Source organism: Stenotrophomonas sp. 1L-E-5-B-C3 (genome assembly GCF_057292075.1).
Window position 1 is genome coordinate 222,105 of sequence record NZ_JBXAWS010000002.1, and the last position, 22,668, is coordinate 244,772.

17 protein-coding genes are annotated in these 22,668 nt (G+C 63.9%); 15 read left to right on the forward strand and 2 right to left on the reverse strand.

Going from position 1 to position 22,668, the window contains the following annotated elements:
- Positions 1–4: 4 nt before the first annotated feature.
- Entirely contained in the window at positions 5–673 is a 669-nt protein-coding gene (locus AC0Z6F_RS03775; RefSeq protein WP_012510796.1) for a TetR/AcrR family transcriptional regulator, read from the reverse strand.
- Positions 674–1,041: 368 nt separating this feature from the next.
- On the opposite strand from AC0Z6F_RS03775, the gene ndk reads away from it, so the two are divergent.
- The 7 genes from ndk (at position 1,042) to der (ending at position 7,669) form a co-directional block, all read left to right on the forward strand.
- Positions 1,042–1,467 (forward strand): nucleoside-diphosphate kinase, encoded by a 426-nt coding sequence (ndk, locus tag AC0Z6F_RS03780; RefSeq protein ID WP_005409295.1) that lies wholly within the window; start codon positions 1,042–1,044, stop codon positions 1,465–1,467.
- A 10-nt stretch (positions 1,468–1,477) separates the two neighbouring features.
- A complete protein-coding gene (gene rlmN, locus AC0Z6F_RS03785) occupies positions 1,478–2,683 on the forward strand; it encodes a dual-specificity RNA methyltransferase RlmN (RefSeq protein ID WP_012510797.1) in 1,206 nt (401 codons plus the stop codon).
- Complete coding sequence (locus tag AC0Z6F_RS03790) at positions 2,670–3,455, forward strand: tetratricopeptide repeat protein (protein WP_006361657.1); 786 nt, start codon at positions 2,670–2,672, stop codon at positions 3,453–3,455. Before rlmN ends, AC0Z6F_RS03790 begins: the two co-directional genes overlap by 14 nt.
- Positions 3,456–3,473: 18 nt before the next feature.
- A complete protein-coding gene (locus AC0Z6F_RS03795; protein WP_012510798.1) occupies positions 3,474–4,343 on the forward strand; it encodes a RodZ domain-containing protein in 870 nt (289 codons plus the stop codon).
- A gap of 65 nt (positions 4,344–4,408) precedes the next feature.
- Positions 4,409–5,047 carry a YfgM family protein gene (locus tag AC0Z6F_RS03800; RefSeq protein WP_046986536.1) on the forward strand — a complete coding sequence of 213 codons (639 nt, stop codon included), beginning with the start codon at positions 4,409–4,411 and terminating at the stop codon, positions 5,045–5,047.
- Positions 5,047–6,255, forward strand: coding sequence for an outer membrane protein assembly factor BamB (bamB, locus tag AC0Z6F_RS03805; protein WP_006361681.1), 1,209 nt, complete (start codon positions 5,047–5,049; stop codon positions 6,253–6,255). The genes AC0Z6F_RS03800 and bamB overlap by 1 nt, the downstream gene beginning before the upstream one ends.
- Before the next feature lie 16 nt (positions 6,256–6,271).
- Positions 6,272–7,669: a ribosome biogenesis GTPase Der gene (der, locus tag AC0Z6F_RS03810; protein WP_006361683.1), complete on the forward strand. Its 1,398-nt coding sequence runs from the start codon at positions 6,272–6,274 to the stop codon at positions 7,667–7,669.
- A gap of 87 nt (positions 7,670–7,756) precedes the next feature.
- Here the strand turns inward: der and AC0Z6F_RS03815 are convergent, their stop codons facing one another.
- Positions 7,757–8,791: an alcohol dehydrogenase catalytic domain-containing protein gene (locus tag AC0Z6F_RS03815; protein WP_081307580.1), complete on the reverse strand. Its 1,035-nt coding sequence runs from the start codon at positions 8,789–8,791 to the stop codon at positions 7,757–7,759.
- 119 nt (positions 8,792–8,910) lie between these two features.
- Between AC0Z6F_RS03815 and AC0Z6F_RS03820 the strand changes: the two genes are divergently transcribed.
- From AC0Z6F_RS03820 to dsr1, 8 genes are all read left to right on the forward strand, one after another.
- Positions 8,911–9,822, forward strand: coding sequence for a LysR family transcriptional regulator (locus AC0Z6F_RS03820; protein ID WP_428993154.1), 912 nt, complete (start codon positions 8,911–8,913; stop codon positions 9,820–9,822).
- 165 nt (positions 9,823–9,987) lie between these two features.
- Positions 9,988–11,124 (forward strand): molybdopterin-synthase adenylyltransferase MoeB, encoded by a 1,137-nt coding sequence (gene moeB, locus AC0Z6F_RS03825; RefSeq protein ID WP_065723021.1) that lies wholly within the window; start codon positions 9,988–9,990, stop codon positions 11,122–11,124.
- Positions 11,125–11,564: 440 nt separating this feature from the next.
- Positions 11,565–13,397: a monovalent cation:proton antiporter-2 (CPA2) family protein gene (locus AC0Z6F_RS03830; RefSeq protein WP_153675357.1), complete on the forward strand. Its 1,833-nt coding sequence runs from the start codon at positions 11,565–11,567 to the stop codon at positions 13,395–13,397.
- 168 nt (positions 13,398–13,565) lie between these two features.
- Positions 13,566–14,444 (forward strand): bifunctional methylenetetrahydrofolate dehydrogenase/methenyltetrahydrofolate cyclohydrolase FolD, encoded by an 879-nt coding sequence (gene folD, locus AC0Z6F_RS03835; RefSeq protein WP_485616684.1) that lies wholly within the window; start codon positions 13,566–13,568, stop codon positions 14,442–14,444.
- 489 nt (positions 14,445–14,933) lie between these two features.
- A complete protein-coding gene (gene guaB / locus AC0Z6F_RS03840; protein WP_065723099.1) occupies positions 14,934–16,391 on the forward strand; it encodes an IMP dehydrogenase in 1,458 nt (485 codons plus the stop codon).
- Positions 16,392–16,498: 107 nt separating this feature from the next.
- A complete protein-coding gene (locus AC0Z6F_RS03845; RefSeq protein ID WP_478433515.1) occupies positions 16,499–16,975 on the forward strand; it encodes a hypothetical protein in 477 nt (158 codons plus the stop codon).
- Positions 16,972–18,537: a glutamine-hydrolyzing GMP synthase gene (gene guaA, locus AC0Z6F_RS03850; protein WP_012479957.1), complete on the forward strand. Its 1,566-nt coding sequence runs from the start codon at positions 16,972–16,974 to the stop codon at positions 18,535–18,537. The genes AC0Z6F_RS03845 and guaA overlap by 4 nt, the downstream gene beginning before the upstream one ends.
- Before the next feature lie 286 nt (positions 18,538–18,823).
- On the forward strand, positions 18,824–22,657 hold the full coding sequence (dsr1, locus tag AC0Z6F_RS03855; RefSeq protein WP_485616683.1) for an anti-phage defense-associated sirtuin Dsr1: 3,834 nt from the start codon (positions 18,824–18,826) through the stop codon (positions 22,655–22,657).
- Positions 22,658–22,668 lie beyond the last annotated feature (11 nt).

The following is a 22,668-nucleotide window of genomic DNA, read 5'->3' on the forward strand; positions in this document are numbered from 1 at the left end:
GCAGTTACTGGGTGGAATCAATGGAGGCGGGCAGGGCGCTGCCGCTGCGTGCGGCGGCGCGGAACCCGGCCTCGGCGAAATGGATCAGTTCATGGGCGGCATGGGCACGATGCGCCGCTTCGGTGACACCGGCGGGACGCTTGATCAGCCCGAAGTCGGCCATGGCATAGGTGAGCGAGCCGGCCAGGAAATCCAGGCGCCAGTACAGCTCTTCCTTGCTCAGGCCGGGCACGCATTCGGCGATGGCCTTGCCGAACGCGCGCAGCACATGGCCGTAATGGTCGGACAGGAACTTGCGCAGGTTGTCGTTCTTCTCGGCGTAGGCGCGGGCGATCACGCGCACGAAGGCGCCGCCGCTCTGGCGGTCCTGGGCCATCGCCAGCGCAGGCTCGACGAAGGCGGCCAGCACCGGGCGCAGCTGGCCGGGGTGCTCGGTGCGGGCGCGCTCGAGCTGCGACAGGCGGGCGCCGGTCATCTCGTCCATGCGGCGGCGGAACACCTCGTTGACCAGGTTTTCCTTGGAACCGAAGTGGTAGTTCACCGCAGCGATGTTGACGTCGGCCTGGCTGGTGACCTGGCGCAGCGAGGTGCCGGCGAAGCCGTGCTGGGCGAACAGCTCCTCGGCGGCGCCGAGGATCCGGTCCTTGGTCGAGAAGTGGGCGGGCTTGGCCATCGGGCAGGCGGACCTTAATCAAACGATTGTTTGATACTAGAACCAGACGGTAGCGTATGGCATTTTGCAGTGCAGCAAAAATGGACCGGGTGGTCAGAATCCGCTCAGGTGGGTGAATGGGGTGGGGCGGGGTCGGATCCCCGAACGGGGCTCCGACCCCGACCTTGGGCCAGGAACGGGGTCAGAGCCCCTGCGGGGATCCGACCCTGGCCCCTCACGGGGTTGCCGGCCAGCGGCCGGCACTACCACCACGCCGCGATATCTTTTACAATCCGCGCACGTTTATCAGGCTAAGCCCGCGTTTCGACGCGGCTTTTTTTTTGTTACCCTTCGGGCCATCAGCGGCCCGATTCCATTGGAGACATCCCATGGCGCTGGAGCGCACCCTTTCGATCATCAAGCCGGACGCCGTTGCCAAGAACGTCATCGGCGAAATCTACGCCCGCTTTGAAAAGGCTGGCCTGAAGGTCGTGGCCGCCAAGTACAAGCAGCTGTCGCGCCGTGAAGCCGAAGGCTTCTACGCCGTGCACCGCGAGCGTCCGTTCTTCAACGCGCTGGTCGAGTTCATGATCTCCGGCCCGGTGATGATCCAGGCCCTGGAAGGCGAGAACGCCGTCCTGGCCCACCGCGACCTGCTGGGCGCCACCAACCCGAAGGAAGCCGCGCCGGGCACCATCCGCGCCGACTTCGCCGAATCCATCGATGCCAACGCCGCCCACGGCTCGGACTCGGTCGAGAATGCAGCGATTGAAATCGCCTACTTCTTCGCCGCCACCGAAGTCGTTTCGCGCTGAGAGTAATGCCGTGAACGAGGTCGTACAGACACCCGCCATCCAGCCGCTGCCGAAGTCGGCACCCACGGCTGGCAAGCAGAACCTGCTCGACCTCGATCGCGCGGGCCTGGAGAAGTTTTTCGTCGAGGTTCTTGGCGAGAAGAAGTTCCGTGCCCATCAGGTGATGAAGTGGATCCACCATCGCTACGTCACCGAGTTCGATGAGATGACCGACCTCGGCAAGGTCCTGCGCGCCAAGCTGCAGGAGCATGCCGAGGTCCTCGTCCCGAACATCGTGTTCGACAAGCCCTCCGCCGACGGCACCCACAAGTGGCTGCTGGCGATGGGCGTGGATGGCAAGAACGCCATCGAGACCGTGTACATCCCCGACAAGACCCGTGGCACGCTGTGCGTGTCCTCGCAGGTCGGTTGCGGCCTGAACTGCACGTTCTGTTCCACTGCCACCCAGGGCTTCAACCGCAACCTGACCACCGCCGAGATCATCGGCCAGGTGTGGATTGCCGCACGCCACCTGGGCAACGTGCCGCACCAGATGCGCCGTCTTACCAACGTGGTGATGATGGGCATGGGCGAGCCGTTGATGAATTTCGACAACGTCGTGCGCGCCATGAGCGTGATGCGCGACGACCTGGGCTACGGCCTGGCCAACAAGCGCGTGACCCTGTCGACCTCCGGCCTGGTGCCGCAGATCGACCGCCTGTCCACCGAAAGCGACGTGTCGCTGGCGGTGTCGCTGCATGCGCCCAACGATGCGCTGCGCGAGACGCTGGTGCCGCTCAACAAGAAGTACCCGATTGCCGAGCTGATGGCTTCGTGCGCACGCTACCTGCGCGCCAACAAGCGCCGCGAATCGGTGACCTTCGAGTACACCCTGATGAAGGGCATCAACGACAAGCCCGAGCATGCCCGCGAGTTGGCGCGCCTGATGCGCCAGTTCGACAACGCGGTGCAGGCCAAGGACTCGGGCAAGGTCAACCTGATCCCGTTCAACCCGTTCCCGGGCACCCGCTACGAGCGTTCGGAAGAAGCGCATATCCGCGCCTTCCAGAAGATCCTGCTCGACAGCAACGTGCTGACCATGGTCCGCCGCACCCGTGGCGACGACATCGACGCCGCCTGTGGCCAGCTCAAGGGCCAGGTGATGGACCGCACACGCCGCCAGGCCGAGTTCAACAAGACGCTTCAGGCGGGGAAGGGGAGCGATGCCGCGGCCTGACCGCCTCTGGCTGGTCCTGATCGCAGGCGTGCTGGCCATTTCGGTCGGCGGCTGCAAATCCCACTCCAAGGCCAAGCTGGGCCCCAGCATGGCGCCGGTGTACTCCGTGCGTGACCCGGACAACGTCCGGCGCCAGGTGCGCTGGCAGGATCTGCTGTCCCTGGCGGCCCGCGACCTGCAGGTCGGCAACCTTGATGCTGCCGAGCGCAAGGTCCGCGAGGCGCAGAAGCTGGCCCCGGATGCGCCGGACGGTCTGGTGCTGCTGGCCGGCATCGACGAGCGCCGCGGCCGTACCCAGCAGGCTGGCGAGAACTTCCGCCGGGCTGCTGAGTTGGCGCCGCAGCGCGGCGACGTACTCAACAATTACGGTGCCTGGCTGTGCCAGCAGGGGCGGCCGGCCGAGTCGCTGGTCTGGTTCGATCGCGCATTGCAGGCCCCCGGCTATGCTGCAGCGGCCGAAGCACAGGCCAATGCGGGCGGTTGTGCGCTGGATGCCGGCCAGCTCGAGCGTGCCGAGCGCGACCTGCGCGCGGCACTCGCAGTGCTGCCCGGCAACCCGGTTGCGCTGGAGGCGATGGCTCAGTTGAGCTTCCGCCAGGGCCGCTTCATGGAGGCCCGGGCCTTCGCCGAACGTAGGATTGCAGCTGCACCCGCAACGCGTTCCGTGTTACAACTTGCGTCTCAAATCGAAGCGCGGCTGGGTGATCGGGCGGCATCTGATCGCTATCTTCAGCGGATTCGACAGGAATTTCCGCAGGAAGCGGGCTCCTAACTCCAGGGTTGATGCATTGTGATTGATGACCAGACTGTGAGCGCTCTCGAGACTGCGGCCGGCTGCGGCACCCGCCTGCGCCAGGCCCGTGAGGCGGCCGGACTGACCCTCGAAGATGTCGGCTCGCGCCTGCGCATGCCGATCCAGGTGGTCAGGTCGCTGGAAGAAGAACAATGGCAGAAGCTCGGCGCGCCGGTGTTCGTGCGCGGCCAGCTGCGCAGCTATGCGCGCCTGCTCGACGTGGACGTGGGCCAGCTGCTGGAGCAGGCCCAGGTCGGGCCGGTGGTCCCGCCCACCCTGGTCAGCCATACCCATACCCCGCGTGCGCGCCGTATCGCCGAGAACCTCGGTCGGCGCGTGCTCTATGTCGGTATCACCGCGGTGCTGGCCGTGCCGGTGTGGTTCGCCACCCGTGGCCACTTCGATGGCAGTGCCCCCCCGGCGCCGAATACCGCGTCGCTGGATGCGCTGCCGGCCGCCGTGCCGGTGACCCCGTCGGCGGCAGGCATCGAGCCGTCCGCGCCGGTCGAAGTGGCGGCTGCTCCGGCCAGCAAGCCGGCGGCAACCCCGTACGTGGCCTCGCTGGCTCCGGTGCCGCGTTCGGCCCCGGCCGCCGCTGCGGCCAATACGCTGGACATGCAGTTCAACGGCGACAGCTGGGTCGATATCGGTGGCCCGGACGGCACCAGCGTCGAGAAGGCGCTGATCAAGTCCGGCGAGAGCCGCAGCTTCACCCCGGGCCAGGTTGCCCGGGTCACGCTGGGCAATGCCTCGGCGGTCCAGGTTCAGCAGAATGGCGCTATCGTCGATCTGACCCCCTACCAGCGAGCCAACGTGGCACGCTTTCAGGTATCCTCTGAAGGCTCCGTAGTCCCGGTTTCGCACTGAGGCGCGGTTTCACCACCTTCGATTAATCCCAATGGTCCCTCCCGACGGGCGGGGCGAGAGTACGCATGGCGATCGACGACCTGCTCGACGAGCACGAACAAAGTGAACGCGTCCGCAGCTGGCTGCGGAAGAATGGCGCCAGCATCCTCGGTGGCGTAGTCATCGCCATCGGTGCCATTGCCGGCTGGCAGTGGTACCAGAAGGATCAGGGCGGCAAGCTGGCCTCGGCCAATGTCGAGTACCAGAAGGCCCTGGTCGGCCTTCAGCAGAACAAGCTTGACGACGCCTCCAAGGCGGTCAAGGCGCTCGAAGCTGGTCCGTCCAGCATCTACGGCGACCTCGCGGCGCTGCAGCTGGCCAAGGCCCAGGTCGACGCCGGCAAGAACGAAGAAGCGCTGGCCACCCTGCGCGCAGTGAAGGTCGAAGGCGACCTGCAGCGCGTGGTCGACCAGCGCGTGGCCCGCCTGCTGGTGGCTACCGGCAAGAGCGACGAGGCCATCAAGCTGCTCGGCAGCGCCACTGACAGCAGCAGCCTGGAGATCCATGGCGACGCGCTGATGGCGCAGGGCAAGCGCGATGACGCCCGTGCACAGTACGAGAAGGCGCTGAAGACGCTGGACGTGGCAGCGCCGCAGCGGCGCCTGCTGGAAACCAAGGTTATGGATGCTGGCGGCACGGTCGCCGCCCCTGCGGAGTCGGTTTGATGAGTCAGAAGGTCATGATCACCCGCGTCGCCACCGTGCTCCTGATGGGCATGGCGTTGACTGGCTGCAGCACCGTGAAGGGCTGGTTCGCCGGCAAGGACGCGGCAGCGAAGAAGGCCCAGGAGCCGGCTGAACTGGTCAAGTTCGAGCCCTCCGTGAAGGTCAACAAGGCCTGGTCGGTCAACCTCGGCAAGGGCGAGCGCCGCATCGGCGTGCGCCAGGGCCCGGCAGTGGCCAATGGTCACGTGTTCGCTGCGGCGATCACCGGTGGCGTCCACGCCATCGACCTGCAGACCGGCAAGAAGGTCTGGACCTGGGAGCCGAAGAAGGAAAAGAAGAAGGCCAAGCTGCGCCTGTCCGGTGGCCCGGGCGTCGGTGAGAACCTGGTCGTGATCGGCACGCTCGATGGCCAGGTCATCGCCCTGGACATCAACGATGGCAGCGAGAAGTGGCGCGCCCGTGTTCCGGGTGAAGTCATCGCCGCACCGGCTGTTGCACAGGGCATGGTCTTCGTGCGCAGCAATGATGGCCGTGTGACTGCTTTCGATGTCGGCAACGGCACCCAGAAGTGGTTCAACCCGAGCGAGCTGCCGGCGCTGACCGTGCGTGGCAACGCGCCGGTGGTAACCGGTCCGGGCGTGCTGTTCATCGGCAAGGACGAAGGTGCGGTTGCCGCACTCGGCATGCAGGATGGCCGCACCCTGTGGGAACAGAACCTCGGCAACGGCGAAGGCCGTACCGAGCTGGAGCGCATGGCCGACGTCGATGGCGCCCCGGTGCTGGAGGGCAACACCCTCTATGTGAGCAGCTTCAAGAACCAGACCATGGCCATCGAAGGCCCGACCGGTCGCCCGCTGTGGGCGCGCGACCATGGCGGCGCGGGTGGCGTGGCGGTTTCGTCTGGCAATGTTTTCGTTACCGACAACAAGGGCGGCGTGTTCGGCCTGGACAAGGCGACCGGCGCAGCAATGTGGTCGCAGACCGAGCTGGCGCGTCGTTCGCTGACCGGCCCGGCGCTGCACGGCGACTACGTGGTGGTCGGTGACTACAAGGGATACGTGCACTGGTTGAAGACCGCCGATGGGGCGATGGCTGCACGGGCAAAGAGCGGCGGTGACGCCCTGCTTGCCCAGCCAATCGTCGTAGACGGGGTGCTGCTGGTGCAGAACGTGGATGGCAAGCTGACCGCCTTCCGGTTGGCAAATTAAAAATGGAGTAATCGCGATGCTGCCTTTGGTCGCCCTGGTTGGACGGCCGAATGTCGGCAAGTCGACTATTTTCAATGCGCTTACGCGCACCCGTGACGCCCTGGTCCACGACCAGCCCGGCGTCACCCGCGACCGCAACTACGGCGTCTGCCGTCTCGACGAGGACAATCATTTCCTCGTCGTCGACACCGGCGGCATCGCGGAAGAGGAAGAAGGCCTGGCTGGCGCTACCACGCGCCAGGCCCGTGCCGCCGCTGCGGAAGCCGATCTGATCCTGTTCGTGGTCGATGCCCGTGACGGCAGCTCGGCCATGGACGATGAGATCCTGGCCTGGCTGCGCAAGCTGTCGCGCCCGACGCTGCTGCTGATCAACAAGATCGACGGCACCGACGAGGACAGCGTGCGTTCGGAGTTCGCCCGCTACGGCTTCAGCGAAATGCTGACCGTCTCGGCCGCGCATCGCCAGGGCCTGGATGACCTGCTCGAAGAAGTGGTGCAGCGCCTGCCGGAAGAAGGCAGCGGCGAAGAGCTGGACAACGATCCGAACCGCATCCGCATTGCCTTTGTCGGCCGCCCGAACGTGGGCAAGTCGACCCTGGTCAACCGCATCCTCGGCGAGGAGCGCATGATCGCCTCCGACGTGCCGGGTACCACCCGCGACTCGATCGCCGTGGACCTGGAGCGTGATGGCCGTGAGTACCGCCTGATCGACACCGCCGGCCTGCGCCGCCGCTCGCGCGTGGACGAAGTTGTCGAGAAGTTCTCGGTGGTCAAGACCATGCAGTCGATCGAGCAGTGCCAGGTGGCGGTGCTGATGCTGGACGCCACCGAAGGTGTGACCGACCAGGACGCCACCGTACTCGGTGCCGTGCTCGATGCCGGCCGCGCGCTGGTGATCGCCATCAACAAGTGGGATGGCCTGACCGAGTACCAGCGCGAGCAGGCCGAAACCATGCTGTCGCTTCGCCTGGGCTTCGTGCCGTGGGCTGAGTCGGTGCGCATCTCGGCCAAGCATGGTTCGGGCCTGCGTGAGCTGTTCCGTGCGGTGCACCGCGCGCACGAATCGGCGAACAAGACCTTCACCACCAGCGAAGTGAACAAGGCGCTGGAAGTGGCTTACGAGACCAACCCGCCGCCGACCATCCGCGGCCATGTCTCCAAGCTGCGTTACGTGCACCCGGCCGGCGCCAACCCGCCGACCTTCATCGTGCACGGCACCCGCCTGAAGGAGCTGCAGGAGTCGTACAAGCGCTACCTGGAGAACTTCTTCCGCAAGCGCTTCAAGCTGATCGGCACGCCGGTGAGCTTCATCTTCCGCGAGGGTACCAACCCGTACGAGGGCAAGAAGAACGTCCTCACCGAGCGGCAGGTCAAGGCCAAGCGGCGCTTGATGAAACACGTCAAGGGCAAGTGATGCAGAAGAGGGCGGCCGCAGGGCCGCCTTTTTCGTTGCAGATGCCGGTAGCGCCGGGCCATGCCCGGCGGCATCGGGCGCCCGCTCTCAGGCGCTGCCCCACGGCAACAGCACGCCACGGAACCTCATCCTTCCTGACGACAGGCGGTCATACGCCTCGGTCGCCCGGTCCAGATCAAAGGTCTCGACCATCGGCTTCACCTTGCCGGCGGCGGCAAGCTGCAGCACTTCACTGAGGTAGTGCTGGCCACCATGGGTGGCACCGATCACGCGCTGGCGCATCATGTGGAACGGCACGCCTTCGGACGAGATCGAGAAGGGCTGGCTGAAGTCCAGGCCGCACAGCACAACGCGCCCGTCGACACGCAGACCGGTCATTGCCTCCTCGGCCGAGCTGAATTCATTGGTGGTCACCAGCAGCACGTCGGCGCCACCGATGGCCTTCAACTCCTTGCCGTTGGCAACGACCTGGTCGGCGCCCAGCTGCAGGGCGAGCGCGTGCTTGTCTGCAGAATGGGTGATGGCGATGGTCTCGAAGCCACAGGCCTTGGACAGCTGCAGGGCGACGTGGCCCAGCCCGCCGATGCCAAGTACCGCGATCTTCTCCCGTGGCTGGGGCGCCGCATCGCGCAGCCCGCTCCAGGTGGTGTAGCCGGCACACATCATCGGCGCTGCGTCCACGTAGGAGAGGCTGTCAGGCAGCAGTACCGTGCCTTCGGCAGAGATGGCGATGTACTGTGCGTGTCCGCCCTGCGCGGCGAAGCCGGTGGTGCGGGGTGCATCGCAGTTCATAGCGGTCTGCCCGGACAAAGGGCGACTCTCGCGGCAGTAGGGGCATCGCCCGCACGCGGATTGGACCCATGAGGTGCCCACGCGATCGCCCACCCGGCGCGTATGCACACCCGCGCCTACTTCCACGACCTCGCCGACCACTTCATGCCCCGGCGTCTGCGGGTAAATGTCGCCGCCATAGCCCTGGGTTGCCCACACGTCCGTGTAGCACATGCCCGATGCGTGGACCTTGACCAGTACCTGACCCGGTTCGATCACGGGCATCGGCACGTCCTGCACTTGCCACGGCGCATTCGGCCCGGTCATCACAACCGCTTTCATCGTTTTCATCGTCTTGATCCTGTCCCGGTGGGTGAGCGCCGAGGGCGTGTGCCCGCGGACAACCCGGAGCGTAGAATCGGTTGACTATCAAGACAATCGCTCCAATATTTCACGATATGGTGAATCGTATTCAACAATCAAGCGGAGGTGATCTGGCCGCCTTCACGGCGTTCCTGGCGGTTGCAGCGCATAGGAGCTTCCGCAGCGCGGCGGCCGAGTTGAACATCACGCCGTCGGCGATCAGTCATGCGATCAAGGCGCTCGAGCAGCGGCTGGGTGCGCGCCTGTTCAATCGCACCACGCGCAGCGTCTCGCTGACCGACGCCGGGGAGCGACTGGCGGAAAAACTGCGTCCGGCCATGGCCTCGATCGAAGAGGCCCTGCAGTCGGTGGATACTGAGGCCGGCACGCCGCGTGGCACGGTCCGCATCAACGCCAGTGAAGGCGCCATACGGCTCGTGCTGAAGCCGGTGCTCGCAAGGTTCCTGCGCCAATACCCGCAGGTCCATCTGGATATCGTCAGTGACGGCAGGTTGGGCGATATCGTTTCGGATGGGTTCGATGCAGGTATCCGCCTTACCGAAGCGGTGCCTCAGGACATGGTCGCGATAGCGGTGACCGCGCCCATGCGCTTCGCGGCGGTTGCTTCGCCCGCGTACCTGCGGGCGCGTGGCCGACCGCTGCGGCCGCTGGATCTCCATCAGCATGACTGCATTCGTTTCCGCTTCGAAAGTGGGGCGATCTACCGCTGGGAGTTCGAGCATCAAGGCACCACCGAGCGGGTGAACGTCTCCGGGCCGATCACGCTGACGGACCAGCCGTTGATGGTCGACGCCGCCGTTGACGGCATCGGTATTGCGTTCGTTCCCGAGCACCTGGCACTGGAGCCATTGGCCGATGGCCGCCTGCTGCGGTTGCTTGAGGACTGGTGTCCCGAGTTTCCTGGCCTTTCGCTGTACTACCCGGGCCATCGGCATGTGCCGCCCGGGTTGAAAGCGCTGATCGGTCTTCTTCAGGAACAGCACGGCGGGCGCGGGTAGGCCGGGTAGCGCCTGGCTACGCTCGCGGTGGACCTGTAGAGCCGAGCCCATGCTCGGCTGCTTTTCGCACATTGCCGCGCGCGCTGCGCGCGCCAGCCGAGCATGGGCTCGGCTCTACAGATTCTGGTCAAGGCGGGCCGGCGCCACGTGCGCGATAATGCGGGCATGAGCATCCAAGAGCTTTCCCCCGCGCAGGCGCGTGAGCGCCTGGCCCATGGCGCCGTGCTGATCGATGTGCGCGAGGCACACGAACGGGCCGGGGGCATGGCCGAGGGCGCGCGCGGCGTGGCGAAGGGCGAGCTGCAGGCCGACCCGGCGGCGCACCTGCCAAAGCAGGGCCAGGAAATTCTGCTGATCTGCCAGAGCGGCAAGCGCTCGGCCGATGCCGCGCAGTTCCTGCTGAAGGCCGGCTACACCCACGTCGCGTCCGTGACCGGCGGCACCGTGGCCTGGCGAGAGCAGTCGCTGCCGTTGGTGCAGCCGCTGACCAGTGCGGCCGACCGCGATTTCTACGACCGCTATTCGCGCCATCTGCTGCTGCCGCAGGTGGGCGAGGCCGGCCAGCGCCGGCTGCAGCAGTCGCGCGTGCTGGTACTGGGCGCGGGCGGGCTGGGCTCGCCGGCCGGCTTCTATCTGGCTGCGGCCGGGGTAGGGCACCTGCGCTTCGCCGACCACGACCGCGTGGAGCGCAGCAACCTGCATCGGCAGATCGTGCATACCGAAGCCAGCGTCGGCCAGCTCAAGGTCGATTCGGCGCGCGAGCGATTGCTGGCGCTGAACCCGTCGATCGAAGTCGAGGCGGTGCCCGAGCGGGTCACGTCCGAGAACGTGGATCGGCTGCTGGAGGGCGTGGATGTGGTGCTGGACGGCTCGGACAACTTCCCGCTGCGCTACCTGCTCAACGACGCCTGCATCAAGCACGCCAAGCCGCTGGTGTATGCCGCCATCGAGCGCTTCGACGGCCAGGTGAGCGTGTTTGACGCCGGCCGCCAGCGCGGTGTGGCGCCGTGCTACCGCTGCCTGTTCCCGGAGCCGCCGCCGCCGGAGTTCGCGCCGAACTGCTCCGAGGCCGGTGTGCTGGGTGTGCTGCCCGGCCTGGCTGGGGTGCTGCAGGCCACCGAGGTGCTGAAGCTGCTGCTGGGCATCGGCGAACCGCTGGTTGGCCGCCTGCTGCGCTTCGATGCGCTGGGCATGCGCTTCCGCGAGACCGGCATCCGGCCGGACCCGCATTGCCCGGTGTGTGCGCCGGGCGTGCCGTTCCCGGGGTATATCGATTACGCCGCGTTCTGTCGGGGTGGGTGAACCCGGCCGGGGAGTGGATTGGTAGATGCCGACCTTGGTCGGCGCTCTTGTGCCAACCAAGGTTGGCACCTACCGAAGCGGGTGCATGGTTGGCGCCCGCCGATGCGCATGCATGGTTTCGGAATCCGGCATCCGGCCGGACCCGCATTGCCCGGTGTGCGCGCTGGGCGTGCCGTTCCCGGGGTATATCGATTACGCGGCGTTTTGCCGGGGTGGGTGAACCCGGTAGCGCCGGGCCATGCCCGGCGAGCGCAGCGGCGCGCGCAGGTACATCCGCCGGGCATGGCCCGGCGCTACCGTTTATGGTTTCGGGATGATGCTGGGGGTCGCTCCCGGCATCGTTCCACCTCCAAGACAATCCGGCGCAACATGCGTGCTATTGCCGTCATCGGCATTGCTCTATTGTTGAACCCGATTCTGGATCTTGGGGAAAACACCGCATGGCGGTAGAAGCAGCGACCAGCGAGCTGGTCAAGGTCGTGGCCCTGTTGGGCGCGGCGGTGGTGATGGTGCCTTTGTTCCGCCGGGCCGGCCTGGGCTCGGTACTGGGCTACTTCGCCGCCGGCCTGGCGATCGGACCGTTCGGGCTGGGCTGGTTCTCCGACCCGCAGTCGATCCTGCATACCGCCGAGCTCGGCGTGGTGATGTTCCTGTTCGTGATCGGCCTGGAAATGCGGCCGTCGCACCTGTGGAGCCTGCGCAAGGAGATCTTCGGGCTGGGCACGCTGCAGATCGTCACCTGTGCGCTGGTGCTGACCAGCATCGCCAAGCTGTTCGGCCTGCCATGGCAGGTCGCCTTCATCGGCGCCACCGGCTTCGTGCTGACCTCCACTGCGGTGGTGATGCAGCTGCTGGCCGAGCGCGGTGATATCGCACTGCCGTCGGGGCAGAAGATCGTTTCCATCCTGCTGTTCGAAGACCTGCTGATCGTGCCGTTGCTGGCGCTGGTGGCCTGGATGGGCCCGAGCGCAGGCAGTGCCGACGGCGAGGGTTCGCGCTGGTTGTCGGTGGCGATCGGCGTCGGTGCCATCGTCGGCCTGGTGCTGGTCGGCCGCTTCCTGCTCAACCCGCTGTTCCGCGTGCTGGCCGAATCGAAGGCGCGCGAGGTGATGACCGCCGCCGCGCTGCTGGTGGTGCTGGGCGCGGCGCTGCTGATGCAGCTGTCCGGACTGTCGATGGCGATGGGCGCGTTCCTCGCCGGCGTGCTGCTGAGTGAGTCGACCTTCCGTCACCAGATCGAGGCGGACATCGAGCCGTTCCGCGGCATCCTGCTGGGCCTGTTCTTCCTCAGCGTCGGCATGGCGCTGGACCTGAGCGTGGTGGCCGCGCACTGGCAGCTGATCCTCGGTCTGGTGCTGGCGTTGATGGCGGCCAAGGCGCTGTGCATCTACGTGGTCGCGCGCATCATGGGCAGCGACCATGCGCAGGCGCTGGACCGCGGCGTGCTGATGGCGCAGGGCGGCGAGTTCGCCTTCGTGCTGTTCTCCGCCGCTGCATCGGCCGGCGTGATCGACCTGGAGATCAATGCCAACTTCACCGCCGTGGTGGTGCTGTCGATGGCACTGACCCCGCTGGTGGTGCTGGTCTACAAGCGCATCGCGCCGAAGCCGACGGTGAACATGGACGGCGTGGACGAGGCCGATGGCCTGTCCGGCAGCGTGCTGCTGATCGGCTTCGGCCGCTTCGGCCAGGTCGCCAGCCAGTCGCTGCTGGCGCGCGACGTGGACGTGACCATCATCGACAACGATGTGGAGATGATCCAGAGCGCGGCGCGCTTCGGTTTCAAGATCTACTACGGCGACGGCACGCGTCTGGATGTGCTGCATGCTTCGGGCGCCGCCAATGCACGTGCGATTGCGGTGTGCGTGGACAAGGCCGAGGCGGCCGACCGCATCGTTGAACTGGTGGCGCATGAGTTCCCGCAGGCCAAGCTGATGGTGCGCTCGTTCGACCGCGAGCATTCGCTGCGGCTGATCCATGCCGGTGTCGATTTCCAGATTCGCGAGACGTTTGAATCGGCGGTGCTGTTCGGCCAGGCCGCGCTGGTGGAACTGGGGGCGGACGAGGACGACGCGATCGAAATTGCCGAGCAGATCCGCCGCCGCGATGCCGAGCGTTTCGAGCTGGAAATTGCCGGCGGTGGTCTGAATGCCGGCGCGCGGATGATCTACGGCAACAGCCCGCAGGGCGTACCGACGCCGACGCCGTTCACCGCGCCGAAGCGGGAGAGCAAGACGCTGAACCCGCAGGATGTGCCGGAAGAGGAAGAATGAGGTGCCGCGCATCGCGCTCGCCGGGCGTGGCCCGGCGCTACCGTGGTGCGCACCGGTGGGGTAGCGCCGGGCCATGCCCGGCGAGCGCAGCGGCCGCCCGGATTGGCGGTGGGCGAGGGGGCCTGAATCGGGGACAATAGCGTCCCCGCCGCCCCACGCCTGCTCCCGATGACCGATTCCGCCTCCCAGCTTCCTGCCCGCATCCTTGATGGCCGCCGCATCGCCGAGGACCTGCTCGACAGCCTGAAGGTGCGCGTCGACGCCCGCGTGGCTGCCGGTGGCAGCCGTCCGGGCCTGGCCGTGGTGCTGGTGGGCGGCGACCCGGCCTCGACCGTGTACGTGCGCAACAAGCGCCGTGCCGCCGAGAAGGTCGGCATCGAAGCACATGACTACGACCTGCCGGCCGGTACCACCGAAGCCGAGCTGCTCGACCTGATCGACCAGCTCAACGCCGATCCGAAGATCAACGGCATCCTGATCCAGCTGCCGCTGCCGGGCATCCCCGACGCACGCCGGCTGATCCAGCGCATCGACCCGCGCAAGGACGTGGACGGTTTCCACCCGGAAAACGTCGGCCACCTGGCCCTGCGCGAGTTCGGCCTGCGCCCGTGCACCCCGCGCGGTATCACCACGCTGCTGGGCCACACCGACCAGCCGGTGCGCGGCCGCAACGCCACCATCGTGGGCGTGAGCAACCACGTCGGCCGGCCGATGGGCCTGGAGCTGCTGATTGCCGGCTGCACGGTGACCAGCTGCCACAAGTTCACCCCCAAGGACGTGCTGGAACAGGCCGTGCGCAACGCCGACATCCTGGTGGTGGCGGTGGGTCGTCCGGACATCGTGCCGGGCGAGTGGGTGAAGCCGGGCGCGGTGGTGATCGATGTGGGTATCAACCGGTTGGATGACGGCCGGTTGGTGGGTGATGTCGGGTTTGAAGCGGCTGCGCAGCGGGCGAGCTGGATCACCCCGGTGCCGGGTGGCGTGGGCCCGATGACCGTGGCCACGTTGATGCAGAACACCCTGGAAGCGGCGGAAGCGCTGAGCTGACGACCGGCTCCTGGCGGGTGCCGACCGTTGGTCGGCACAATGCCGGGGCAGGCCGATGACCCGCTCCTGGTAGGTGCCAACCTTGGTTGGCACGATCCGTCCGGCGCCTGTGCCCCAGATGGGGTGAAGGCAGCTCCCTGATTGTGCCAACCAAGGTTGGCACCTACCAAAGGCGGTTCCGTGGCGATTCCATGTCCATGGCGGTTCCATGGGTGCCAACCTTGGTTGGCACGATCCGTCCGGCGCCTGTGCCCCAGATGGGGTGATGGCCTCTCCCTGTTTGTGCCAACCAAGGTTGGCACCTACCAAAGGCGGTTCCGTTGCGGTTCCATGTCCATGGCGGTTCCGTGGGTGCCAGCCAAGGTTGGCACCCACCCAAGCCCCCCTGAACCAATCGCCGCCCGCGCGACACTGCGTCGCATCTACCCCCTGCCACACGGCGCGAAAACAGGGTAAAATGTCGCGCTTCCCCACATCTCGGGTATGCCGATGCTGCGCATCCAGGCTGAAGCACTCACTTACGACGACGTCTCGCTCGTCCCCGCCCACTCGACCATCCTGCCCAAGGACGTCAACCTCGAAACGCGGTTGACTCGCGACCTGAAGCTCAAGCTTCCGATCCTGTCCGCAGCCATGGATACCGTCACCGAAGCCCGCCTGGCCATCGCCATGGCACAGCTCGGCGGCATGGGCATCATCCACAAGAATCTCAGCCTGGAACAGCAGGCCGCGGAAGTGGCCAAGGTCAAGAAGTTCGAGGCCGGTGTCATCCGCGACCCGATCACCGTCGGCCCGGAAACCACCATCCGCGACGTGCTGGCCCTGACCCAGGCGCACAACATCTCCGGCGTGCCGGTGGTGGGCAGCGACGGCCTGCTGGCCGGCATCGTGACCCATCGCGACATGCGCTTCGAGACCGAGCTGGACGATCCGGTCCGCCACATCATGACCAAGAAGGATCGCCTGATCACGGTCAAGGAAGGCGCCGCCTCTGACGAAGTGCTGCAGCTGCTGCACCGCAACCGCATCGAAAAGGTGCTGGTGGTCAACGATTCGTTCGAACTGCGTGGCCTGATCACCGTCAAGGACATCCAGAAGAACACCGACTTCCCGAACGCTGCCAAGGATCTGTCGACCCGCCTGCTGGTCGGCGCTGCCGTCGGCGTCGGTGGCGATACCGATCGCCGCGTGGAAGCGCTGGTCGCCGCCGGCGTGGACGTGATCGTGGTTGATACCGCGCACGGCCACTCGCAGGGCGTGCTGGACCGCGTCAGCTGGGTCAAGAAGAACTTCCCGCAGGTGCAGGTCATCGGTGGCAACATCTGCACCGGCGAAGCCGCACTGGCGCTGCTGGACAGCGGCGCGGACGCAGTGAAGGTGGGCATCGGCCCGGGCTCGATCTGCACCACCCGCGTCGTCGCCGGTGTCGGCGTGCCGCAGGTCACCGCCATTGACCTGGTGGCCGAAGCGCTGCAGGACCGCATCCCGCTGATCGCCGACGGTGGCGTCCGCTACTCGGGCGACATCGGCAAGGCGCTGGCCGCCGGTGCCTCGACCATCATGGTCGGTGGCCTGCTGGCCGGTACCGAAGAATCGCCGGGCGAGACCGAGCTGTACCAGGGTCGTTCGTACAAGAGCTACCGCGGCATGGGTTCGCTGGCTGCCATGGAGAAGGGGTCGAAGGACCGCTACTTCCAGGACGCCGCCACCGCCGACAAGCTGGTGCCGGAAGGCATCGAAGGCCGCGTGCCCTACCGCGGCCCGGTGGGCGGCATCATCCACCAGCTGATGGGCGGCCTGCGCGCCACCATGGGCTACGTGGGCTGCGCCACCATCGAAGACATGCGCAGCAAGCCCAAGTTCGTGAAGATCAGCGGCGCCGGCCAGCGTGAGAGCCACGTCCACGACGTGACGATCACCAAAGAGCCGCCGAACTACCGCGCCTGATGCGCTTGCGAACTGCTCTTGCGATTACGGGCAGCCTGCTGATGGCAGGCTGTTCGTTGTCCGAACCGCCGCCGCGCTCCGGGTCTCCGGGCGCGGCGGTTTCGCAATTGCAGGACGTGCAGGCGTGCCAGAACGCGTTTTCGCTGCCAAAGGGTTGGCAGGTGCAGGCCGCTGGCGAGCAGCGCTGGCTGCTGAAAGGCACCGGCGAGCGCCCGCTGCAGGTCACGCTGCAATGCATTACCGAGCTGCTGCACGGGCCGGATGATCCGGTGCTGACGCCGGTACTGGGCGCGCTGGAGCCCGCACGGATGAGCGTGCGCTGGGCGTCCTGGGGCGCTGCGGATTCGGGCGTCTCGATGGCGGCGCTGCAACGGCGCATCGTGCCCGGCACCGACGTGCAGGAAATCGCCGAGCTGCCGCGCGCTGACCGCTCCAACCCCAACGCACCGCACGGCCTGCTGATGCTGCGCTGGGACGAGGAAGACCCCTCACATATTCAACAACGCGAGGCGTTCATCGCCACGCTGACGCAGAGCCTTGAAGCGCCGGGCGCTGCGAAAAACACCACTGGAACGGCACCATGACCAACATCCATAACGACAAGATCCTCATCCTCGATTTCGGCGCGCAGTACACGCAGCTGATCGCCCGCCGCATCCGCGAGCTCGGCGTCTACTGCGAAATCTGGGCGTGGGACCACAACCCGGCCGAGATTGCCGGCTTCGGCGCCAAGGGCATCATCCTGTCCGGTGGTCCGGAATCGACCACGCTGCCGGGCGCCCCGGCTGCACCGCAGGAAGTGTTCGACAGCGGCCTGCCGATCTTCGGCATCTGCTACGGCATGCAGACCCTGGCCGCACAGCTGGGTGGTGCCACCGAAGCCGCTGACCAGCGCGAATTCGGCCATGCCGAAGTGAACGTGATCAACCCGGATGCACTGTTCAAGGGCCTGAGCGACCACGGCGGCGAGCCGAAGCTGAATGTCTGGATGAGCCACGGCGACCACGTCTCCGTTGCACCGCCGGGCTTTACCATCACCGCCACCACCGACCGCATTCCGGTGGCTGCCATGGCCAACGAAGAGAAGCGCTGGTACGGCGTGCAGTTCCACCCGGAAGTGACCCACACCCTGCAGGGCCAGGCGCTGCTGCGCCGCTTCGTGGTGGATGTGTGCGGCTGCCAGACCCTGTGGACCGCCGCCAACATCATCGACGACCAGATCGCCCGCGTGCGCGAACAGGTGGGCGATGACGAAGTGATCCTGGGCCTGTCGGGCGGCGTCGATTCGTCCGTGGTGGCTGCGCTGCTGCACAAGGCCATCGGCGAGAAGCTGACCTGCGTGTTCGTGGATACCGGCCTGCTGCGCTGGCAGGAAGGCGACCAGGTGATGGCGATGTTCGCCGAGCACATGGGCGTGAAGGTCGTTCGCGTGAATGCCGCTGACCGTTACTTCGCCGCGCTGGAAGGCGTGAGCGACCCGGAAGCCAAGCGCAAGATCATCGGCAACCTGTTCGTTGAGATCTTCGACGAAGAGTCGAACAAGCTGAAGAACGCCAAGTGGCTGGCGCAGGGCACCATCTACCCGGACGTGATCGAGTCGGCCGGCAGCAAGACCGGCAAGGCGCATGTGATCAAGAGCCACCACAACGTGGGCGGCCTGCCGGAGCACATGAAGCTGGGCCTGGTGGAGCCGCTGCGCGAGCTGTTCAAGGACGAAGTGCGCCGCCTGGGCGTGGAGCTGGGCCTGCCGCGCACCATGGTCTACCGCCATCCGTTCCCGGGCCCGGGCCTGGGCGTGCGTATTCTGGGCGAAGTGAAGCGCGAATACGCCGAGCTGCTGGCCAAGGCCGATGCCATCTTCATTGATGAGCTGCGCAAGGCGGATCTGTACGACAAGACCAGCCAGGCGTTTGCCGTGTTCCTGCCGGTGAAGTCGGTGGGCGTGGTGGGCGACGCGCGTGCTTATGAGTGGGTGATTGCGCTGCGGGCCGTGGAGACGATCGACTTCATGACGGCGCATTGGGCGCATCTGCCGTATGAGTTCCTGGGGACGGTGAGCAACCGGATCATCAATGAGTTGCGGGGGGTGTCGCGGGTGGTTTATGACATCTCGGGGAAGCCGCCGGCTACTATTGAGTGGGAGTGAGTTGAAAGAACGAGGGCGCCGAGAGGCGCCCTTTTTTGTTTTGTTGTCGATGTATGTCGCACTTTACAGCCCGGCTGAAGTATGTTCGTTGTTCGAACATGATGGTTCAAAATTTTTGAGGCGTGGCTGGAGTTGATTGGAACTTAGTGCGAGTTGGCAAGATGCCAAAGGTCATTCGCCTGAGGCGTTACTTTTCCAGACTTGGCTGATGTTTAATCACGAAGAATGGAAGTAAGTTATTGAGTGGCTGGCTTTGACGCAGCCTCATTGGAAAGGAGTCTGCAGAATGCAGTTTATTAGCGATGGCCCCGATATCCCCGACGCCCTGCTGCGGGCTCATGAGGAGGGGCGTGTGGTGTTCTTCTGTGGTGCCGGGGTTTCCTATCCTGCGGGCCTTCCTGGCTTCAAGGGCCTTGTAGAAAAGGTCTACAAAAACACTGGTGCAGAGTTCAGCGATATTGAGCGAGATGCGTTCAATAGGGGGCAATACGACGCAACTTTGGATCTGCTTGAGCGCCGCTTGCCTGGACAGCGCGTTACAGTTCGTCGCGCTATGGTGAAAGCGCTAAGGCCAAAGTTGAAGGTCAAAGGAGCCTTGGACACCCACGCTGCGCTTCTGCGTCTATCACGTAGCCGTCAAGGTGCACTTCGACTTGTTACCACGAATTTCGATCGAGTCTTTCATGTCGCCGCAAAACGGACGGGGCAGGTTTTTGATGCATATTCTGCGCCAATGCTTCCGATTCCGAAGAATAGTCGGTGGAACGGACTCGTCTACCTTCATGGCCTGCTTTCTGGAGCGTCCGAAGACACCTCTCTGCATCGACTGGTAGTAACTAGCGGGGATTTTGGATTGGCCTATTTGACCGAAAGGTGGGCCGCCAGGTTTGTCAGTGAGATGTTTCGTAACTACGTAATTTGTTTCGTTGGCTATAGTATTAATGATCCTGTTCTTCGCTACATGATGGATGCATTGGCGGCAGATAGAATGCAGGGTGAAGTTACACAGCAGGCGTGGGCTTTAGGTGACTGTGAAGTTGGTCAGGAGCGCCAAAAGACAGTTGAGTGGGAGGCAAAGGGAGTAACGCCGATTCTCTATTCGGTGCCGCCCGGTGGTGCCGACCATTCCGCACTTCATAAGACGTTACATGTTTGGGCGGAAACCTATAGGGATGGAGTCCAGGGTAAAGAGGCTATAGTTGTAAAGCACGCACTAACTCGCCCTCAAAGCAGTACGGTTCAGGACAACTTCGTTGGTCGGGTACTGTGGGCGCTTTCGGATAAATCGGGGCTTCCCGCGAAGAGGTTTGCCGAATTTAACCCGGCGCCATCGCTTGATTGGTTGCTTGAGTCATTCTCAGTTGATAGCTTCGGGTATGGTGACCTTCGTCGGTTTAATGTGCCTCCGCATGAAGCGGTGGACGAGGGGCTTGAGTTTAGCTTGGTGCGGCGGCCAGCTCCTTACGATTTTTCGCCTTTAATGACGCTCGTATCTGGTGGTGTCGCTGACGGGCGATGGGACGAGGTCATGCTTCATTTGGCGAAATGGCTGGTACGCCATCTGGATGATCCTAGGTTGGTTCTTTGGGTTGCCGAGAGAGGCGGGAAACTGCATGCAACTTGGCACAGGCTAGTTGAACAGGAGCTCCAGCGATTTTCTTCGCTGGAGATTGCAGGCAGGGTGGACGAGCTGGATGAAATTCGGGAGAAGGCGCCACGTGCTATCCCTCGCCCGCAGATGTTGACGCTGTGGCAAATACTGCTTGCAGGGAGAGTAAAGATTAATTGGAATGCGCTAGATTTCTTTAGATGGCGTTCCAGGTTGAAGATGCATGGTTTGACGCCGATCGCGCGGTTGGAGTTTCGTGAATTGCTGGCGCCAAAGATTTCAATAAGAAAGCCTTTTGCTCTGGATGATGATTATCCGGAAGGCGCGAGGGTTGTGACTAAGGTCAAGCACCTAGTCGATTTCGATTTGGAGCTTGCTGCCAATCACGTTCGCTCAGCGTTGCAAGATTCTCAGGACGACACGCTAAAAAATATCCTTCCCAAGCTAATCGATGATGTCCAGCTGTTGTTGCGAGATGCATTGGATCTCCTTCGGGCTCTTGGAGAGGCTGACGAATTCAGGGATCGCTCGAACTGGGACATTCCTTCTGTCGAGCCGCACTGGCAGAATCGGGGTTTTCACGACTGGGTAGTACTTATCGAACTCTTGAGAGACGCATGGTTGGAAGTCCTTGCCGAGAGTGGTGTTCGAGCTGCTCATATCGCACAGCAATGGTTTGATGTCCCGTATCCCACGTTCAAACGCCTATCCCTGTTCGCTGCATCCCGGTGCGAAAATATTCTTCCCTCTGTGTGGGTGGATTGGTTGCTCTCTGATGGCAGTTGGTGGTTGTGGAGCCCGGAGATGGGCCGCGAGGTCTTCCGGCTAATAGTGCTGCGGGGCAAGGCGTTAGATCAAAATGAATCCAGTAGATTGGAGTCAGCAATTCTGGCTGGTCCGCAGCGCTCAATGCATCGCTTGGATATGGAGGCTGAGGCTTGGCAGAAGATGGTCTCGCGCTCGACGTGGCTACGGCTTGCGAAGTTGGAACAGTCGGGTGTTGCGCTAGGCGCAGCTGCCTCCAAACTCCTCGGGGAGCTCTCAATTGCGAACAGTCACTGGGTGTTGGCCGATAACAATCGGGAGGAGTTTTCACATTGGATGAGTGGCACCGGAGACCCGGACTTCGAAGATGAGCGGCATGTAGATATTGCGCCACGCACAAGAGTTGAGCTTGTGGGCTGGCTGGAGCAGCCAGTCCCCGACAGCGATCCATTCTACGAGGATACGTGGAGGGATGTGTGTCGAACGCGGTTCTACCACTCGTTCGCGGCACTGTGTGATCTGAGTAGGAATGGGGTATGGCCCGTCAGTCGATGGAGAGATGCTCTGAATGTATGGGCCGACGATGCTTTGGTGGCCCGCTCTTGGCGTTACTCTGCGCATCTAGTCAAAGAAATGCCTTCGCAATTCGTTGCTGAACTCTCTCATTCATTTGCCCGATGGCTTGAGGCAGCTTCCAAATCCATAGTAAATCATCCAGATGTGATGCTTGAGCTGGCATATCATGTTCTAGAGGCGCCTCATCCACTGGGCTCAGAATCTTCGACGTTTGATGACGAGGTTGAAATAAATAGGCCGGTTAGCTCGGCAATTAATCATCCATTTGGTATGGTTGCACAGGCGTTGTTGAATTTATGGTTTGCACGGGCGCCTAGTGACAACGACGGACTTCCATCTGAGCTTAGGCGAGTTTTTACGGATTTAAGCGATGGTCGAGCGACTGGTTTTAAACATGCGCGAGTTATTCTAGGGTCGCAGTTGATCGCATTTTTCCGTGTTGATCGGGCCTGGACTGAGCAACATTTGTTGCCATTGTTCGACTGGAACGGTTCCGACGAGGCCAAGAGGGTTTGGCAGGGCTTCCTTTGGTCGCCGCGCATCTATCCACCGTTGATGATTTCCTTGAAGTCTCAGTTCCTGAATTGCGCCAAGCACTATGACGAGCTTGGCGAATTTCAGCAGCAGTATTCAGTTCTGCTAACTTATGCCGCGCTCGGTCCGGCTGAAGGCTACGAGGTTGCTGAGTTCCGACATGCTTTGGCTGCGCTTCCTCGGAAGGGACTGGAAGAGGCTGCTCAGGCGCTATCTCAAGCTGTTGAAGGAGCTGCGTCGAAGAGCGAAGATTATTGGCGAAATCGAGCTCAGCCTTTTCTGCAGCAGGTGTGGCCGAAATCACGCGATCTTGCAAGCGTGCGTATATCGGATTCTTTTGCAAAAATGACAATTGCTGTTGGTAGGGATTTTCCAAAGGCACTCGCTACGGTCGTAAACTGGCTATTGCCGATTGAGCATCCTGGATCAGTTGTCCGTAGCCTGAGTAAATCCGGATTGTGCAATCGCTATCCGTCGGAAGCACTTGAGCTTCTTGATGCCGTCATCGATAAGCCATTTTGGGTGCCGGATGAGTTGGTCAGTTGCATGCAGGACATTGCTGCCGCCGCACCTTACCTGGTTCAAGATGCTCGCTTTCAGCGGATAGACGAGTTAGTGAGAAGATCTGCGGGCTGAGACGGCATTCT

What these genes read in the sequence shown, in the direction of transcription:
- moeB (WP_065723021.1), top strand. Translation starts at nt 9,988, where the DNA reads ATGAGCATCCAAGAGCTTTCCCCCGCGCAGGCGCGTGAGCGCCTGGCC.
- AC0Z6F_RS03790 (WP_006361657.1), top strand. Translation starts at nt 2,670, where the DNA reads ATGCCGCGGCCTGACCGCCTCTGGCTGGTCCTGATCGCAGGCGTGCTG.
- ndk (WP_005409295.1), top strand. Translation starts at nt 1,042, where the DNA reads ATGGCGCTGGAGCGCACCCTTTCGATCATCAAGCCGGACGCCGTTGCC.
- AC0Z6F_RS03815 (WP_081307580.1), bottom strand. Translation starts at nt 8,791, where the DNA reads ATGAAAACGATGAAAGCGGTTGTGATGACCGGGCCGAATGCGCCGTGG.
- bamB (WP_006361681.1), top strand. Translation starts at nt 5,047, where the DNA reads ATGAGTCAGAAGGTCATGATCACCCGCGTCGCCACCGTGCTCCTGATG.
- folD (WP_485616684.1), top strand. Translation starts at nt 13,566, where the DNA reads ATGACCGATTCCGCCTCCCAGCTTCCTGCCCGCATCCTTGATGGCCGC.
- guaA (WP_012479957.1), top strand. Translation starts at nt 16,972, where the DNA reads ATGACCAACATCCATAACGACAAGATCCTCATCCTCGATTTCGGCGCG.
- AC0Z6F_RS03775 (WP_012510796.1), bottom strand. Translation starts at nt 673, where the DNA reads ATGGCCAAGCCCGCCCACTTCTCGACCAAGGACCGGATCCTCGGCGCC.
- dsr1 (WP_485616683.1), top strand. Translation starts at nt 18,824, where the DNA reads ATGCAGTTTATTAGCGATGGCCCCGATATCCCCGACGCCCTGCTGCGG.
- AC0Z6F_RS03800 (WP_046986536.1), top strand. Translation starts at nt 4,409, where the DNA reads ATGGCGATCGACGACCTGCTCGACGAGCACGAACAAAGTGAACGCGTC.
- der (WP_006361683.1), top strand. Translation starts at nt 6,272, where the DNA reads ATGCTGCCTTTGGTCGCCCTGGTTGGACGGCCGAATGTCGGCAAGTCG.
- AC0Z6F_RS03830 (WP_153675357.1), top strand. Translation starts at nt 11,565, where the DNA reads ATGGCGGTAGAAGCAGCGACCAGCGAGCTGGTCAAGGTCGTGGCCCTG.
- guaB (WP_065723099.1), top strand. Translation starts at nt 14,934, where the DNA reads ATGCTGCGCATCCAGGCTGAAGCACTCACTTACGACGACGTCTCGCTC.